Here is a 15,752-nt window from a genome sequence, read left to right as displayed (position 1 = left end):
GGTGACCGGCTCCGCGTCTCCGAGACCCGCCTCGTCGAACGGACGCATCGGCACGCGTCGCGGACGCCGGCGGAAGAAAGGCATGACCTGTCCCCTCCTTCGCCGCCGGCGTCAGTCCTTCGCCGCGACAGTCAGACGCGGTCGAGCCAGGTCAGCCGCGAGCCCTCCTCGACGATATGCTCCGCGAGCTCAGCGTTGAATGCGATGCCGTGCTGGGCGCTCACGTGTGCGGAGAAAGCGTCGGCGTCCACATACTCTTCGTACACGAAGAAGGCGGCGGGGTCATCGACCAGCCGGTGGGCGGCGAACGTCACGTTACCCGGCTCGCGCCGGACCTCCTCGGCGAGACCGGCCACGAGGCGCTTCACCTCATCCTCGTGGCCGGGCCGCGCCGTGAACTGGGCGTACAGGGCCTTGGCCTCACCCAACCTTGGCCCCGGTCATGATCGCGACGGCATCCGTCATCGAGTGGGACTGCGGTGTGATGGTCGCCGCGCGCTTGCCGAGTCGCTGGATGTGAATCCGGTCGGCCACCTCGAACACCTGGGGCATGTTGTGACTGATGAGGATCACCGGGATGCCCCGGTCACGGAGGTTCTTCACGAGCTCCAGGACCTGTTGGGACTCGCGGACACCCAGCGCGGCGGTCGGCTCGTCCAGGACGACGACCTTGGATCCGAACGCCGCGGCACGGGCGACCGCGACAGCCTGCCGCTGACCACCGGACAGGTTCTCGACCGGGACGGTGACATCCTGCAGCGTCGTGATCCCCAGAGTGGTGAGCTCGTCCTTCGCCTGCTTGCGCATCTTCTTGGTGTCCATGATCCGGAACACGGAACCGAGAATGCCCTTCCGCCGCAGTTCGCGGCCGAGGAACAGGTTGGATGCGACATCCAGAGCAGGAGACACGGCGAGGTTCTGGTAGACCGTCTCGATGCCGGCTCCGCGGGCGTCCTGCGGACGGCGGAAGTGGATGGGCTGCCCGTCGAGGAAGATCTCGCCCTCGTCGGGGATCTCGGCGCCGGTGAGGCACTTGATGAGGGTGGACTTGCCGGCCCCGTTGTCTCCGATGACCGCGAGAACCTCGCCGGGATAGAGCTCCAGGCTGACGCCGTCGAGGCCGACGACTCTCCCGAAGGTCTTGACGAGGCGGCGGGCCTGCAGCACTGGGGTGCGGGTCTCCGTGGGGGCCGATGACGGGTTGTCCGTTGCGATAGTCACTTTCGTGCCTTCCTGATCCACTGGTCGACCGCGACGGCGACGATGACGAGGATGCCCACTGCGAGCACCTGATAGAGCACATCGAGTCCGGCGACCGCGAGGCCTTCCTCGAACACCCCGACGATGAGGGCTCCGAGAAGGGTTCCCCAGACGGTGCCGCGACCGCCGAAGAGGCTGGTTCCACCGATCACCACAGCGGTGATCGATTCGAGGTTGGTCGAGATGCCGTCGTTGGGGCCGATTCCGTCGACGCGGCCGATCAGCACCCATGCACCGACGGCCAGGATGGCGCCCGCCGCGAGGTACACGCTGAGCAGCACGCGATTGACCCGGATGCCTGCGAGGCGCGCCGACTCGGCGTCGTCGCCGACTGCGTAGACGTGACGTCCCCAGGCTGTGCGGCCGAGGATGGTCGCCACGATCGCGTACAGCACGACCATCACCACGACACCGTAGGTGATCTGGACCCCGCCGATGTTGAACGTGTTGCCGAGCGAGGTGATCAGGGGCGGCAGGTTCTGACCCTGCACGGATGCGCTGTTCGAGTAGAGGAGCAGGATGGCGGTGAAGATGCTCAGCGTACCGAGGGTCACGATGAACGGAGGCAGCTTCAGCCGCGTCACGAGGAGCCCGTTCAGCAGTCCGGTCGCGATGCCGACGACCAGGCCCAGCAGCAGGGCGAGTACAGCCGGGACGTGATTGGACGACGCCGTCTGGGCGATGACCAGCCCGGCGAGAGTGGTTGCCGCGCCGACCGAGAGGTCGATTCCGGAGGTCAGGATGATCAGCGTCTGGGCGATGCCGATCGTGCCGACCACCGCGACCTGCTGCGTGATCAGCGACAGGTTGCCGGGGTTGAGGAACCGCGGGTTGATCGCTCCGAAAACGATGATGGAAAGCACGAGCACGATCGCCGGGCTCAGCGCCGGGTACCGGTGCAGCAGGCCCCGGAGGCGCGTCAGCGGGGTCGTCCGGTGGAGGAACTCCTGTGCGAGGTCGAGCTCGGAGGTGGGCGGGCTCGTCTGCGACGCAGGCTTGGTCTGCGGCGCAGGTCTATTGGCGGTTGGTTGACTCACGATGGTCTCCTGGTCTGTGTTCCCCGGGCCGGATGCCCGGCCCGGGCGGAGTGGCTACTTGCCCCAGCAGATCTTGCTGGCGTCGTCGGGCGTGATGCTGGTCAGATTCGCCACGGGCGTGTTGGTCACCAGCCGCGAGCCGGTGTTGTAGAAGTCGAGGCCGGATGAGGTCTTCGGCTTCTCCCCGGTCTTCGCGAGCTTGACGATGGCCTCCATGCCGAGCGACGCCATCTTGGACGGGTACTGCTGGCTGGTCGCGCCGATGATGCCCGACTTCACCTGGCTGACGCCGGTGCATCCGCCGTCGATCGAGACCAGGATGACGTCCTTGGTCTTACCGGCCGCCTGGAGCGCCTGGTAGGCGCCGTACGCCGCCGGCTCGTTGATCGTGTAGACCACGTTGACGTTGGGGTCCTTGGCGAGGATCGTCTCCATGGCCGTTCGGCCGTCGGCTGCATCACCGTTCGTCGGCTGGTGGCCGGCGATCGTGTACGAGCCGCCCTTGCCGCCCGTGTAGTTGCCGCTTTTGGCCTCGCTGCCGTTCTTCTTGGTGTCGGGGACGGTGATCCCCATCCCCTTGAGGAAGCCCTGGTCGCGGTTGAGGTCGACGGAGACGACCTGGGTGTTGAACAGGTCGAGCATGGCGATGTCGGCGGACTTGCCGTTCAGCTGCCCGGCGGCCCACTTGCCGATCGCTTCGCCTGCGGCGAAGTTGTCGGTGGCGAAGGTGATGTCGACCGAGGACGGCGGCGTCGGAACGGTGTCGAGCGCGATGACGAAAAGGCCTGCCTTACGGGCCTTGTCGATGGCGTTCTGAACGCCAGGCCCGTTGGGGGTGATGAGGATGCCTTTGTCGCCGCGGCCGATGGCGGATTCGATGGCCTGCACCTGAGTGGAGACGTCACCGTCCTGCTTGCCTGCGGCGAGGGTGAGGTTGACGCCCGCCTTCTTGGCGTCGGCCTTGGCGGCGTCTTCCATGGAGACGAAGTACGGGTTGGTGGTCGTCTTCACGATGAGGGAGACGCCCACTTTGTCAGAACCGGAGCCGGAGCCGGAGCCGGAGCAGCCCGCGAGACCGAGGGCGGCTATCGAGGCGATCGCCGTAGCGGCGAGAATGCGCTTGCCGGCGGAGTGAGGTGCTGTGAGATTCAACGGTGAACTCCTCTAGGTGCGTGGATCCGCCGTCAATTGACAACGGTGTCATGGTTAGGTTTAGAGCATGGAGGAGGCTATAGTCAAGCAACATCACTCAATTGGAGACAAAAACGTGACATCGGTGTCAGGTTCCCCCAGACGGTCGACGATGCGCGATGTCGCCACTCTGGCCGGCGTAGGCGTCAAGACGGTCAGCCGCGTCATCAACGGTGAGCCGCACGTGTCCGCGGCGACGATCGAACGGGTCCAGAGAGCCGTCGCCGACCTGAATTTCCAGCCCGACCTGCACGCGGGCAATCTCCGCCGCACAGACCGACGCACCGGCACGATCGGGCTTCTGGTCGGAAGCGTCTCGAACCCGTTCTCCGGCGCGCTGCATCGCGCCGTCGAGGACAGAGCTGCGCAGCGCGGAGTCGCGGTCTTCGCCTCCAGCCTCGACGATGACCCCAACCAGGAGGAGAAGGCGGTCGACGCGTTCCTGAAGCGCCGGGTCGACGGCCTGATCCTCACGACCATCAAACCCAGCCAGGCCTATCTCCTGGCGGAACAGAGGCACGGCACGCCGCTGGTGTTCATCGACCGCGAACCGACCGGGCTGGAGGCCGACGCCGTCGTGTCCAGCAACGCCGACGGCGCGGCCGAAGCAACGCGCCATCTCATCGGGTACGGCCACCGGCACATCGCCTATCTCGGTGACCGGCCCGAGATCCAGACCGCCCGCGAACGCAAACGCGGCTTCATGGAGGAGCTCGGCCGGGCCGGCATCGCCACAGGAGAAGTCACGATCGTCGAGGCCGTGACCGACGAGGCTCAGGCGGAGGCCGCGGTCGCATCGCTTTTCACCGCATCCACCCCTCCGACCGCCATCTTCAGCGCGCAGAACCTGATAACGATGGGCGCTCTCCGCGCCCTCCGGCGCCTCGGGGCCCACCGCAGGGTCGCGCTGGTGGGCTTCGATGACGTCGAACTGGCCGACCTCCTGGAGCCGGGCCTCACGGTCGTGGCCCAGGATGCAGCCCAGATCGGGCACCGTGCTGCCGAACGCATCTTCGCCCGGCTCGACGGCGCCGAATTGGAATCCCAGACCTTCGTCGTGCCCACCACTCTGATCCGCCGCGGTTCCGGCGAGATCCGGCCATCGTGACCACGCCGACGATCTCGGTCATCGGCGATGCGCTGATCGACGAACTCCGCTCGCCCACCGCCGTCGAGGAACACGTGGGTGGTGCGGGCCTCAACGTCGCGGTCGGGCTCGCTCGGCTCGGACTCCCCGCTTCACTGCTCGCCATGGTGGGCGATGATCGGGCCGGCGACGACATTCGTGCGTACCTGGCATCGTTCGGTGTCCGCCTCATAGCGACGAAGGCGCCGTTGTCAGCGCGCGCGGTCTCCGATCGGAGCGCGGGCGAACCGCGTTACGTCTTCAACGACGCAGCGCGTGCACGGCGAATCGCTTTCGACAACACCCAGCGGGCGACGCTCGACGACTCCGCCCTCATCGTCGTGAGCTCGTTCCCGTTCGACGATGCCGGACAAGCGGAGCTCCTGTCCGGGGCGGTCCGCGCTTCACCGTCACGGCTCGTACTGGACCCCAACCCGCGTGAGCACCTGATCTCTGACGTGGATGCGTTCCGAACCGGCTTCGAGGACCTCGCCCGGCGAAGCCTTCTCGTGAAGATCGGCGACGAAGATGCAGGACTCCTGTACGCGGAGCCCCTCGCCATCGTGGCGCGCCGACTGCTCGGGCTGGGCCCGTCCGCGGTGCTGGCCACCGAGGGCGCGGCCTGGGCAACTCTTCTGCTGGCGTCCGGCGTCACCGTTCACCGGCCCGTCCACCCGATGACCGCCCCCATCGTGGACACCATGGGCGCCGGAGACGCCACCCTCGCCTCGATCACCGCGACGCTCGCCCGCGTCGGTATGCCCGAAACGGCCGAAGAGACGACCCGCGTGCTCGACGAGGCCATGTCCATCGCCGCCGCGACGTGCCGCATACCCGGGGCGCTGCTGCGACTGCCGGGCGAGCACGCGGCGTAGCTCTGGAGCTGCGTCGGCTGCGTCGATCATCGGCCGCCGCCCGCTCATCCGTCGGCGAGAACCGCGAGCGCCTTCTCCACACGGCGATCCCGCGTCTCGGCCGTCTTCGCCTGATCGATAGGCTCGATCAGCGCCCGCTGCCTGCTGTACGAGAGGGCGGCGTAGGCGGCGGCGAGCGCCGGAGACGCATCCAGCGCCTCCCGGACCTCGGGCGGCAGGGGCACCTCCCGCGGCGCGTCGTCGAGGGTCAGCGTCACATCGACCTCGTCGCCCCCGGCGACCCCCGAAGCGGCTCGGTGCTCGGCGCTGAGCGGGATGAGAAACTCCCCACCCATGCTGGCCACCGTCGACCGATACTCGTACGACCCGATCCGCACGACAACGGCCGGCTTCTTCCCGGAGCCCAACTCCTCAACGACCGCGTCCGGAACCGGAATGCCGGTAGCCGTCTTGCCCGCCTGACGGATGGTGGCACGAAACGATGGCATGAGTGTCCTTTGCTCGGCGCAGAGCGTCTCCCTCAGCCTGGCACACTCCGCGGGAAGCTGCTGTCGGCCAACGGCATCGAGTGAGCCGGGCCCTATTCGCGCCGGGAGACGGCCACTAACCTTCGTGGCACGAGGATGGAGGCAGCGCATGGCCGAGTTGATGATCGACTACATCACGTCGCTGGACGGGTACGGGTCGGCCGAAGGGTGGCCAGGACTGTGGGGCATGGGCGGCCCGGAGTATTACGAGTTCTTGCGCGAAGACAGCACACAGCCGTTCACCCTGCTCATGGGTGCTCGCACGTACCGGCTGTTCACCGGCTTCGCAGCGACGGGCGAGGAGGACGTTTCACCGCTCACCAGCCGGGAGAAGGTGGTGTTCTCCCGCAGCCTCCGCGAACCACTGGACTGGCCGAATACGACCCTGGTCGACGGCGACGCGGTGGAGTTCGTGCGACAGCTGAAGGAGGGTGACACTCCACTTCGAACGCTCGGCAGCCCGAGCTTGTGCCGGTCGCTGCTCAACGCCGGCCTGGTGGACCGGCATCGGGTGGTGGTGTTCCCCGTCGTCAACGGCACCACCGGAAGTGACCGGATCTACGACGGCTGGCCCGATGTCCTCTTCCAGACGACGTCGCTCCGAAGCTTCGACGGTCGGCTGCAGCTGTTCGAGGGCGTGCCTACGCACGTGGGCGACGGTCCGCCACCGAACCTGAGGTGAGCACTCACTGCGGCGTTCAGAGCGCGAAGACCGACGCCACTGCCCAGGGGGCGAGGACGAGGTCGATCTCGAGGGTGCCGCTCTCCGAGACGACCAGGGTGTGGCGCTGGAGGGCGTCGCCCTGCTCGCGCAGGTAGGCGGCCTGGCGACGCGAGAGGTTGAGGGGCTGACCGATGGCGCTCCACGCCTCGGCTGCGTCGCCGTATCCGGGCGTGAGGATCTCGACCGCGAAGGCCGCGCCCGGCTCCAGCCCGCCGATAGTGTGCCGCAGGCGCTGTTCGGGCCCCATGCCGGCCAAGTCGCGCGTCGCCTCATAGGTGTTGCGCGAGCCGACAGAACGGTTGTTCATATCGTCGGGGTAGTTGTAGAAGAGAGCGGCGAGCTTTCCCGTCGCGCTGTGCTGCGAGACGACGCCCCGCGCGGTGGAGGCGATCAGCCGGTCGCCCAGCCGGTTCAGCATCGCGAAGGCGTGGAAGGTCGGCTTGTGGATGCCCTGCTCGTTCACCAGGCCGAATCCGCCGTGGAACGGTCCGAGCCCGGCGCCGCCCTCCTCGAAGATGTCGGTGAAGGTCCAGTAGGAGATGGAGTCGGCTAGGTCTGCGGAACGGAGATACGCCCGCGTGATGTAGGTGGCGGCGAATACGGTGTCGTGGATATGGTCGCGGCTCGACGGCGAGCTCGACCACTCGGTGATGTGCACCTCCGCCTCCGGATAGGCGCTCTCGCCGATCAGCCGCCGCAGTACCGTCAAGTCGTCCGGCGTCGCATCCGCGTACCGGGTGAGGCTGACGGCCTCGCCGTTGGCTCCGAAGGCGAAGTCGGTGGGGTAGAGGTGCGTCGAGATGAAATCGACCGGCAGGTCCCGCTCCGCGCACCAGACGAGGAAGTCCTCGATCCACACCGGTCGCCAGTCGAGCGCATCCGGGTCGGATGCCGCGGCCGTGGCGTGCTCAGCCGAGCGGTCCTCGGTCTCGCCCGCGTAGCGGTCGTCCGGCACGAAGACGCTGGTCGACGGGCCGCCGACCTTGAGTTCCGGGTCGATCGCCTTGATCGCCTGCACGGTTCGGCCGTACAGCTCGAAGTACTCGGTCTTCGTGCCGGTCCAGAAGTGCGGAACCAGGTTGGGCTCGTTCCAGACCTCGAACCGCCACTCCCGCACCTCGGCCAGACCGTAGCGCTCGATCCAATGCTCGACCGAACGCACCACCAACTCCACCCACCGATCCATGTCGTTCGGCGGGCTGGCGTGCGCACCCCACCAGAACACGGTCTCGGTCTGGGTGGCCAGCTCGCGCGGCATGAAGCCGAGCTCCACGAACGGCCGCACCCCCAGGTCGATCAGGAAGTCGAACACCTTGTCCACGTAGGAGAAGGTGTGCACCGGGGTGTCGAGAGGCACGTCCGGCCCGAAGCCTCCGCCGTAGGAGCCGCGGTACACGAACATGTCGTCGTGGAACACGCCGTGGAAGCGCAGGTAACGGAACCCGAGGCGATCCACCGCCTCACGGAACTGCTGCTGCCAGTCGGCTCGAAGCGCTTCATTGGCGCGGCCCGCTCCGGCGCAGAGGCTCCAGATGTGCGGGAGATCGGTCGATTCGGTGACGCGGTCGTCGATGGTGATGACGGGGAGCGAGGCGGATGCCATGGGGTGATCTCCAGATAGGTGGTGCCGGGTGGTCAACCGAAAGTGTGGATTCGCGTTGCCACTGCTGCCGGATCCTGCCCTTCGCGAAGGGGAAGGACACGGTAGAGGACGCTGTATGGCCCTTTGGCCGGCGTGTTGCTGTACTCGTCCGGGCGCGTCAGCAGGTCCCAGTTGCCGCCCTGGAGGCCTTCCTGCGCAGCGTCCACACGTACGACGGTCCGCCACGATTCCGGCACCTCGTGCCAGTGACGGTGCCCGGCCAGCTCGTCCGGGCTGTTCGGCTGGACGTTCAGGTACATGCTCCCTCCAGCTACAAGCAGGACTCCCCTCCCAGCCTCATCGGTGAGGGCGGCCCAGCGGGTGTCGGCTTTGTTGGCGCTGTCCTGCGGTCGGCTGTAGCGGGTGACCTGATCCGCGACCGATCCGGAGTAGCGACCGAAGAAGGCCGATTCGCGTCGGTCAGCGGTCGACTCCCACGGGCCGCGGCCATACCATTCGACGGTTGCAAGCTCAGGCCGCAGGCCGAATGTCGTCCCGATTACCTGCGGGTTGGGGGTATCGGGGACCGGCTCGAATGTCGACAGCACATCCACCTGCCCGTTGCCGTAGATCGTGTAGACGATCGACTGCGGCGACGTCGTGATGCGGTTGCTGGGCCGGAACGGCATCGTCGTGGTGACGGTGCCGCGCACCGTCACCCGAACGCCACCCGGAACCGACGACGACTCGATCTCGTCGATGGCCCACTCTTCGCCGACGCCGCGCCACGGCTGAGACGGCTCCGGAAGGGTCGTCCTGAATTCAGGGATCGACAGCTCCGGATCGTTCGGCGCACGCCAGTAATTCGGCATCAGGTCGCTTGCCAGCAGTTCGCGGTCGTCATATCGCAATGACGTCAGCCGGCCGGTGGAGCGGTCGATGCTGACCGCGAAGCCGTCGCCTGCGACCTCGATCAGCTCCTCGGTCTGGCGGACGTGCGGCGAGGCCAGCTCGGCCGACGGAAGGAGCGAGAGGGCGGGAGCAACGACGGGCAGCGCAAACTGTGCCCTGGCGACGATGTGGCCCGCCTCCGCCCACGACGTGGGAGCGTCGAGAACGATCGAGAGCTCCAGCCGATACTCGGAACCGGCCCGCAGCTGCTCCGGCAGCGAGCTCGGAAGTGTGACGTCCGCGCTTCCCAGCGGCCCTATGGAAAGCTGCGAACCAGGAATGCTCCCGCTTCCGATGGCTCTTCCGTCCTCAGTGACCGCCCAGTGCAGGCTGTGCCCACCCAGGCTGGTGAACAGGTACTCGTTCGTGATTCTTATGGTCCAGTTGTCGGGGTCCAAGAGGGTGATGCTCACCGGTTGGTAGGCCAGCTTGGCCTCCTCCACCTTCGGTGTCGGCGTTCGATCGGAGAGCAGCAGCCCACTCATGTGTGCGCCCTCTTCGTTGGGATCGTCGCCCCAATCGCCGCCGTAGGCGAGGAACTCCTCACCCGGCCGTCCCGGGATTCCCCACCACAGGCCCTTGTCGGCCCAGTCCCACAGGAAGCCACCCTGTACCCGACCCGGATTCTCGCGGATGGCCGCCCAGGATTCAGCCAAGAAGCCGGAGGCGTTCCCCTGGCTGAATGCGTACTCGATGAGCACGTAGGGCCTCGGATCGCGGCCGGCGCGGTCGATCAGCTCGGACACCGGCGGGTAGAAGTCACCGTCGAAGTCGGAAATGTCCGAGGGGACTACGGCCAAGCCGGAGCCGGTCGAATCCTGGTAGCTGACCGGGCGGGTCGGGTCGTACCCCTTGGCCCAGTTGTACATGGCCTTCATGTTCGAGCCGACTCCTGACTCGTTGCCGATCGACCAGGCGATCACGCACGCGTGGTTCTTGTCCCGGTCGACCAGGTTCCGCATCCGCCACAGCAGGGGCTCGCGTAGTTCTGGTCGATCGCCCGGGATGTTCGGTCGCCCTTCAGCGTCGACGCGGTTGATGTGGGTCTCGTTGTTCGCCTCGTCGAACACGTACAGTCCGTACTCGTCGGCGAGTTCGTACCACCGCGGGTCGTTCGGATAGTGGGAGGTGCGGACGGCGTTGATGTTGTTCTGCTTCATCAGGCGGATGTCGGCGGCCATGTCAGCGGAGCTGAGGGTGCGCCCGGTACGCGGATTCCACTCGTGGCGGTTGACGCCTCGCAGAGAGATCGGCTGCCCATTGATCCGGTACACGCCGTCGACGATCTCGACCCGGCGGAAACCGACGCGCGTGGATACGCGATCCAGGACCGACCCATCGGGGTCGCAGAGCTCCACGACCAGCGTGTACAGCTCTGGGTGCTCAGCGGACCAGAGCCGAGGCGACACGACGGGCTCCGTCAACGCCGCGGATGCATCCTCGCCGGGAGCCACCGGTTCGACCGACGCGGACCGTGACCAGAGTTCGGCAGCCCCCGGATCCGTTCCGTCGAAGAGCGTCGCCCGCACCTGGAACTCCTGCCCCGTGCGCGCGCCGGCGTCGTCGCGCACCGCGACGCTCAGCTCGAGAGTCGCCGTCGAGAAGTCGTCAGCCAGCGGAGTTCTGACGGTGAAATCCCGAATGAGGACCGGCGGCCGCGAGACCAGAAGCACACTGCGGAAGATGCCCGAGAGCCGCACATTGTCCTGGTTCTCCAGGTAGGACCCTGTGGACCACCGGTACACCTCGACGGCCAGCACATTGCGTCCGCTCTGCACGTACGGGGTCAGGTCGAATTCGCCACGGGTGTAGCTGTCTTCGCGATAGCCGATGCGCTGGCCGTTGATCCAGACGTAGTACGCGGATTCCCCACCCTCGAACTGGATGAACGTTCGTCGGCCCGCCCAGCCGTCAGGCAGCTCGAAGGTCGTCCGGTACTGCCCGACCGGGTTGTAGCGCGTCGGGGCGTGTGGGTAGTCGCCGGTGGGAGCGGGCTGTTCGTTCCTCCCGTTCGCCCCGGTCCACGGCAGGACCGTGTTGACCCCGATCGGGAAGTCGTACCCGTGCAGTTGCCAGCTCGACGGAACCGGGATGAGATCCCAGCCCGAATCGTCGATGTCGGTGTCTGCAAAGTCAGCGACTTGCGATTCCGGGTTCGGTGACCACCGGAACTTCCACTCACCGTCGAGGCTGACCCGGAACGGCGACGCGGAGCGGTCAGCCCTGAGCGCAGCCGCGAGCGTGTCGTAGGTCACCAGAGTGGCATGTGCGGGTTCACTCCCCCACTCGTAAACCGCGGGGTCGTTCCACTCGGGCGTCGCTGTCATTCTCTCCTCGAATCCGGTCACGTGTTCAGGTGTTGCTACTCGGGCGGACCGCGTCAGCGCAGACCGACCGTGAGCAGCAGGTTGCCGTACAGGCGCTCGTCGCCGGTGGCGATGACGACGCCGACGTCGGGCGAGCGCACCCGGTCGTAGAACGCGAACCGGTCGACCTTCTCCATGGGCACATCCGTGCCGAGCCTGCGCGCGTAGTCGTCCTGTGCCGGAGCCGGGACCCCGGGCGGGGTCTGCATGACAGTCGCCGACTCGATGTTGACGACGGTGAGCACCGCGTCCAGCACCGACGTGACGTCGAGCAGCCCGGGACGCAGATTGAGATGGATCAGGCGCACCCCCGGTCCGGTGGCGGTCAGGTACGGATAGTTCCCGTCAGCGATCAGCACCCCGGAGCCGTGGCCCGACGAGGCGAGCGCCTCCAGGAGCGGTGGATGGACGAGCGGGCCGGTGATCATGCGGTCACGTCCACTTCTGCGCGGCCGGCTGCACGGCCGGTTGCGCGGTCTGCGGCGTAGCCGTCCCAGCCGGGGATCGTGCCGTCGACGTCCCACAGGTCGAGCCAGCTGTCGGCGCCGGGCCACAGGAAGACCTGGCCTTTGATGAGGCGGTTGTTCTGTTCCGCCGATCGCAGTTGCTCGAGTTCGGCGGGGGTCAGCGGGTCCTCGGTCACGGCCCGCAGGTTGGCGACGAACTGCGGTTCCTTCACCGAGAACGGGATCGGGACCTGCCCGCGCTGCACCGCCCACTTCAGGCAGATCAAAGCCGGATGCACGCCGTGCGCGCGGGCGATCGACACCACGACGGGATGCTCCATGTCCGAGACGTCCGAGACGATGCGGTCGCGTTCGGGTCGCGACGGCGAGCCCAGGGGCGAGTAGCCCACCGGCTGGATCCCGTGATCGAGGCAGAACCGGAAGAGCTCGGGCTGCTGGAAGCACGGGTGCAGTTCCATCTCGTTCAGCGCCGGTGCGATCCGCGCGTCGGCGAGGATCGCCGTGAGCTTCGGGATGGTCACGTTCGAGGTCCCCAGGTGCCGCACGACTCCCTCGTCGACGAGCCCCTCGAGCGCGTGCCAGAGCGCCATGTACTCCTCGTGGATGTACGGGCGCGCGTCCGGGTCGCGGTCGGCCGCGTCCGCGAACGGTGCATGGTGGTTCGGGAACGGCCAGTGCACGAACACCGCGTCGAGCACGTCCAGTCGGAGGTCGCTCAGCGACCGACGGACCGAGGCGATCGCTGCGTCCGGCTCGTGCGCGTCGTTCCACACCTTCGACATGACGAAGAGCTCATCGCGGGGCACACCGCCGGCGATGGCCTCTTGAAGGACGGCACCGACCTCCGCCTCGTTGCCGTACACCGACGCGCAGTCGATCAGGCGGTAGCCGGCCCGAATCGCACCACCGACCGCAGCGGCGACCTCCTCCGCCCGGTAGTGGTCGGACCCGAAGGTCCCCACCCCTATCGCGGGCATCACTGCCCCGCTCGCGAGTCGGCGAGTCGGCACGCTGTCGATCGTGATCATGTGTGTGTTCTCCGTTTCCATAGGTTCTGGGGTGTGCATCGGCGGGCGACGCTTCAGGTGAGTCGCACCATCGCCTTGACGACCTCGCCACGATCGATGGCGTCGAAAGCGACGCCGATGTCGGGAAGGTCGACACGCAGCGTTACGAACGAATCGACGTCGAGATAGCCGGACTGCACGAGCCGCAGGATGCCGGGCAGTACGGCGGTCTCCTGGGTCGAAGCGACGCTCAGACGCACGTCGCGCGGTGCCGCCATCAGGTCCAGCTCGGCGGTGGCCGCGGGGGCGCTGTACACGACGAGCCGGCCGCCCGGGCGGAGCCAGCCGTACTCGACGTCGACCATCGATGCCTGGCCGGAGGCTTCGAACACGATGTCGGCGTCCCGTCGCCGCCTGAGCTCACCGGCGGCATCGTCGGCGAGCAGTGTCTCCGTCGCTCCGGCATCTGCGGCCTGTTCGAGCCGTTCGGCCCGGCGTCCCACGGCGATGACCCGGGCGGCGCCCAGGAGCGACGCGTACCGCACGAGGGAGAGCCCCGCGACGCCGGTGCCGACCACGACGACCGTCGCGCCCAGCAGGTCCTCCCGGCAGGCGACGCTGAAGGTTTCGCTCAGGCTGATCGCGAGGGCCGCGGACAGCGGGTCGGAGCCGGGCTCCAGCCGCACCCAGGGCGCCGTGCCCGGTGTCAGCTCCCGGTCCTCGGCCTCCGACCGGATGTCGTGGACCACGCCGCGCTCGGCGAACCCGCCCCAGTGCATCGCGAGCGGCGCCGACTCGGCGCTGTAGGCAGCGGGCCGCGTCACGAGGTCGCCGACGGCGATCGTGCGCACGCCGGAACCGACCGCCGTCACGCGGCCCACCGACTCGTGGCCCAGGATGCTGGGGTACGAGACGCCGCCGCGGAAGGTGCCGGCGCGCAACATCTTGTCCGTGCTCGAACACACCCCGCACCAGAGCACCTCGACTTCGGCGTCGTAGTCGCCGATCCGCGGATCGGGCACCTCGACGACCGAGCCGCGGCCGGGTCCGTCCATCACGAAGGCTCGCATCGTCGTTAGATGTTCAGGCCGTGGAAGAAGTCGATGCGCGACTCGGCAGCCTCCGGAGCCAACTCGATCCGCACCACGGCGCCGCCGGGGCCCGATAGCTCGGAGTCGGGAAGTACGACCTCCAGGTGCTCGCCCGTGCGGGTCCACTCCGGCTGCTCCCGCGAACCCAGCACCCGCACGTCGACGATCGGCCGGTCGACGAACCGGCTGTCCGAGCCGAAGCTGCGGATCCGCATGCGGCCGTCGTCCGGACGGACGAGTCCGATCCCGTAGACGTAGTCGTGGCCGACCTCGGTCATCCTGGTGAAGCGGATGTCCTCTGCGGTGTAGACGGCTGCGGCGGCGTCGGTGAACGAGCCGGCGGCTGGGGCCGTCGGCCCCTCGCCGAACACGACCCAGGGGCTGGAGCCGTAGATCGCTTCGCCGTGCACGGCCAGCCAGTCGCCGACGGCCTCGAGCAGCGCGGCCTCCTCCTCGGGGATCGTCCCGTCCGGGCGGGGCCCGATGTTGAGCAGCAGGTTCCCGTTCTTCGCGACCACGTCGACGAGCTCCTGGATGAGCTCGGAGGCGTCCTTGTAGTCGTGTCCCTCCACCCAGCTCCACGACGTCCGCGACACCGACGTGTCGTTCTGCCAGACATCGGGCCGGATGCCGCCCATCGTGCCGCGCTCGATGTCCAGCACTGCAGAACCGGGCGCGAACGAGTCCCACTTGTAGTTGATGACGACCTCTCGGCCCCACTCCGCCGCCCGGTTGTAGTAGTAGGCGGCCAGTCGGCGGATGTAGGGCTCGAACGACGGCTCCTCGATCCCGGTGTCGAAGTAGAGGATCTGCGGCCGGTAGGAGTCGATGATCTCGACCGTACGCAGCAGCCAGTCCTCCAGGAACCGCTCGGTGGGGTTCATCTCCTTGCGCAGCGCCGGGCCGTACAGGTCGGCGTAGGCGGGATCGCGGACGTCGGAGTCGAACTCCGCACCCCCGTTCATGAAGAACCAGTGCTCCGCCCGGTGGGTGGACGCGCCCGTGATCAGCCAGGCCTGGTCGACCGCCGAGAAAAGGTCCCCCATCACGTCGCGCTCCGGTCCCACCTGAGTCACCTTCCAGCGCGAGCGCGCCGTGTCGTACATCGCGTAGCCGTCGTGGTGCTCGGCGACCGGCACCACGAACTGGGCGCCGGCCCGCTTGAACAGCGCGACCCACTCCTCGGGGTCGTAGCGCTCCATCCGGAAGTGCGGAAGGAAGTCCTTATAGCCGAAGCGGTCGTGCGGCCCGTAGGTCGCCACGTGATGGTCGAACGCGGGCGTGCCGCGCCGGTACATCGTGCGCGGGTACCACTCATTGCCGAACGCCGGCACCGAGAAGGCTCCCCAGTGCAGGAAGATGCCGAACTTGGCGTCGCGGTACCACTGCGGAGCACGGTAGCGGGACAGCGACTCCCAGGTGGCTTCGTACGGCCCGGCTTCGATGACGGCGTCCACCATTGCGAGCGCCGGACGGTTGTCCGACACGTCGGCCGGCGCCGGCAGGGTCGTGGGGTCAAGCGGTTCGAGTTTCACAGGTCTCCGTCCG

General features: G+C 67.6%; 14 protein-coding genes. 3 read left to right on the top strand and 11 right to left on the bottom strand.

Annotated elements, in window-relative coordinates; all coding sequences use genetic code 11:
- Positions 1-131 precede the first annotated feature (131 nt).
- From AB4Z18_RS02940 to AB4Z18_RS02925, 4 genes are read right to left on the bottom strand one after another with little or no spacing between them, the layout of a single operon-like run.
- Positions 132-428 (bottom strand): putative quinol monooxygenase, encoded by a 297-nt coding sequence (locus tag AB4Z18_RS02940; RefSeq protein WP_441781208.1) that lies wholly within the window; start codon positions 426-428, stop codon positions 132-134.
- A complete protein-coding gene (locus tag AB4Z18_RS02935) occupies positions 421-1,215 on the bottom strand; it encodes an ATP-binding cassette domain-containing protein (protein ID WP_441782963.1) in 795 nt (264 codons plus the stop codon). Before AB4Z18_RS02935 ends, AB4Z18_RS02940 begins: the two co-directional genes overlap by 8 nt.
- Positions 1,216-1,217: 2 nt before the next feature.
- Entirely contained in the window at positions 1,218-2,297 is a 1,080-nt protein-coding gene (locus AB4Z18_RS02930; RefSeq protein WP_441781207.1) for an ABC transporter permease, read from the bottom strand.
- Positions 2,298-2,351: 54 nt separating this feature from the next.
- Positions 2,352-3,449, bottom strand: coding sequence for a substrate-binding domain-containing protein (locus tag AB4Z18_RS02925; protein ID WP_441781206.1), 1,098 nt, complete (start codon positions 3,447-3,449; stop codon positions 2,352-2,354).
- Positions 3,450-3,600: 151 nt separating this feature from the next.
- Between AB4Z18_RS02925 and AB4Z18_RS02920 the strand changes: the two genes are divergently transcribed.
- The gene (locus AB4Z18_RS02920; protein ID WP_441781205.1) at positions 3,601-4,596 is read left to right on the top strand and encodes a LacI family DNA-binding transcriptional regulator; all 996 of its coding nucleotides are present in this window, start codon (positions 3,601-3,603) and stop codon (positions 4,594-4,596) included.
- Positions 4,593-5,489: a PfkB family carbohydrate kinase gene (locus tag AB4Z18_RS02915; protein WP_441781204.1), complete on the top strand. Its 897-nt coding sequence runs from the start codon at positions 4,593-4,595 to the stop codon at positions 5,487-5,489. Before AB4Z18_RS02920 ends, AB4Z18_RS02915 begins: the two co-directional genes overlap by 4 nt.
- 44 nt (positions 5,490-5,533) lie before the next feature.
- Here the strand turns inward: AB4Z18_RS02915 and AB4Z18_RS02910 are convergent, their stop codons facing one another.
- Positions 5,534-5,977 (bottom strand): DUF1905 domain-containing protein, encoded by a 444-nt coding sequence (locus tag AB4Z18_RS02910; RefSeq protein WP_441781203.1) that lies wholly within the window; start codon positions 5,975-5,977, stop codon positions 5,534-5,536.
- 148 nt (positions 5,978-6,125) lie between these two features.
- On the opposite strand from AB4Z18_RS02910, the gene AB4Z18_RS02905 reads away from it, so the two are divergent.
- Complete coding sequence (locus AB4Z18_RS02905) at positions 6,126-6,698, top strand: dihydrofolate reductase family protein (protein WP_441781202.1); 573 nt, start codon at positions 6,126-6,128, stop codon at positions 6,696-6,698.
- A gap of 16 nt (positions 6,699-6,714) precedes the next feature.
- Here AB4Z18_RS02905 and AB4Z18_RS02900 read toward each other — a convergent pair whose 3' ends face one another.
- From AB4Z18_RS02900 to AB4Z18_RS02875, 6 genes are read right to left on the bottom strand one after another with little or no spacing between them, the layout of a single operon-like run.
- Positions 6,715-8,343, bottom strand: coding sequence for a GH39 family glycosyl hydrolase (locus AB4Z18_RS02900; RefSeq protein WP_441781201.1), 1,629 nt, complete (start codon positions 8,341-8,343; stop codon positions 6,715-6,717).
- A gap of 32 nt (positions 8,344-8,375) precedes the next feature.
- Positions 8,376-11,600, bottom strand: a complete 3,225-nt coding sequence (locus tag AB4Z18_RS02895; RefSeq protein WP_441781200.1) for a glycoside hydrolase family 2 TIM barrel-domain containing protein — start codon at positions 11,598-11,600, stop codon at positions 8,376-8,378.
- A 53-nt stretch (positions 11,601-11,653) separates the two neighbouring features.
- Positions 11,654-12,067: an RbsD/FucU family protein gene (locus AB4Z18_RS02890; RefSeq protein ID WP_441781199.1), complete on the bottom strand. Its 414-nt coding sequence runs from the start codon at positions 12,065-12,067 to the stop codon at positions 11,654-11,656.
- The gene (locus AB4Z18_RS02885; protein WP_441781198.1) at positions 12,064-13,134 is read right to left on the bottom strand and encodes an aldo/keto reductase family protein; all 1,071 of its coding nucleotides are present in this window, start codon (positions 13,132-13,134) and stop codon (positions 12,064-12,066) included. Before AB4Z18_RS02885 ends, AB4Z18_RS02890 begins: the two co-directional genes overlap by 4 nt.
- A gap of 53 nt (positions 13,135-13,187) precedes the next feature.
- Positions 13,188-14,168 carry a zinc-binding dehydrogenase gene (locus tag AB4Z18_RS02880; RefSeq protein ID WP_441782962.1) on the bottom strand — a complete coding sequence of 327 codons (981 nt, stop codon included), beginning with the start codon at positions 14,166-14,168 and terminating at the stop codon, positions 13,188-13,190.
- A gap of 20 nt (positions 14,169-14,188) precedes the next feature.
- Positions 14,189-15,739: an alpha-L-fucosidase gene (locus tag AB4Z18_RS02875; protein WP_441781197.1), complete on the bottom strand. Its 1,551-nt coding sequence runs from the start codon at positions 15,737-15,739 to the stop codon at positions 14,189-14,191.
- Between the last annotated feature and the right edge of the window lie 13 nt (positions 15,740-15,752).

It is taken from the genome of Leifsonia sp. 2TAF2 (assembly GCF_052115085.1).
In the GTDB taxonomy this organism is placed as follows: domain Bacteria; phylum Actinomycetota; class Actinomycetes; order Actinomycetales; family Microbacteriaceae; genus Leifsonia.
The sequence above is the reverse complement of the archived record's forward strand: the minus strand, read 5'-3'. Positions and strand labels throughout refer to the sequence as shown.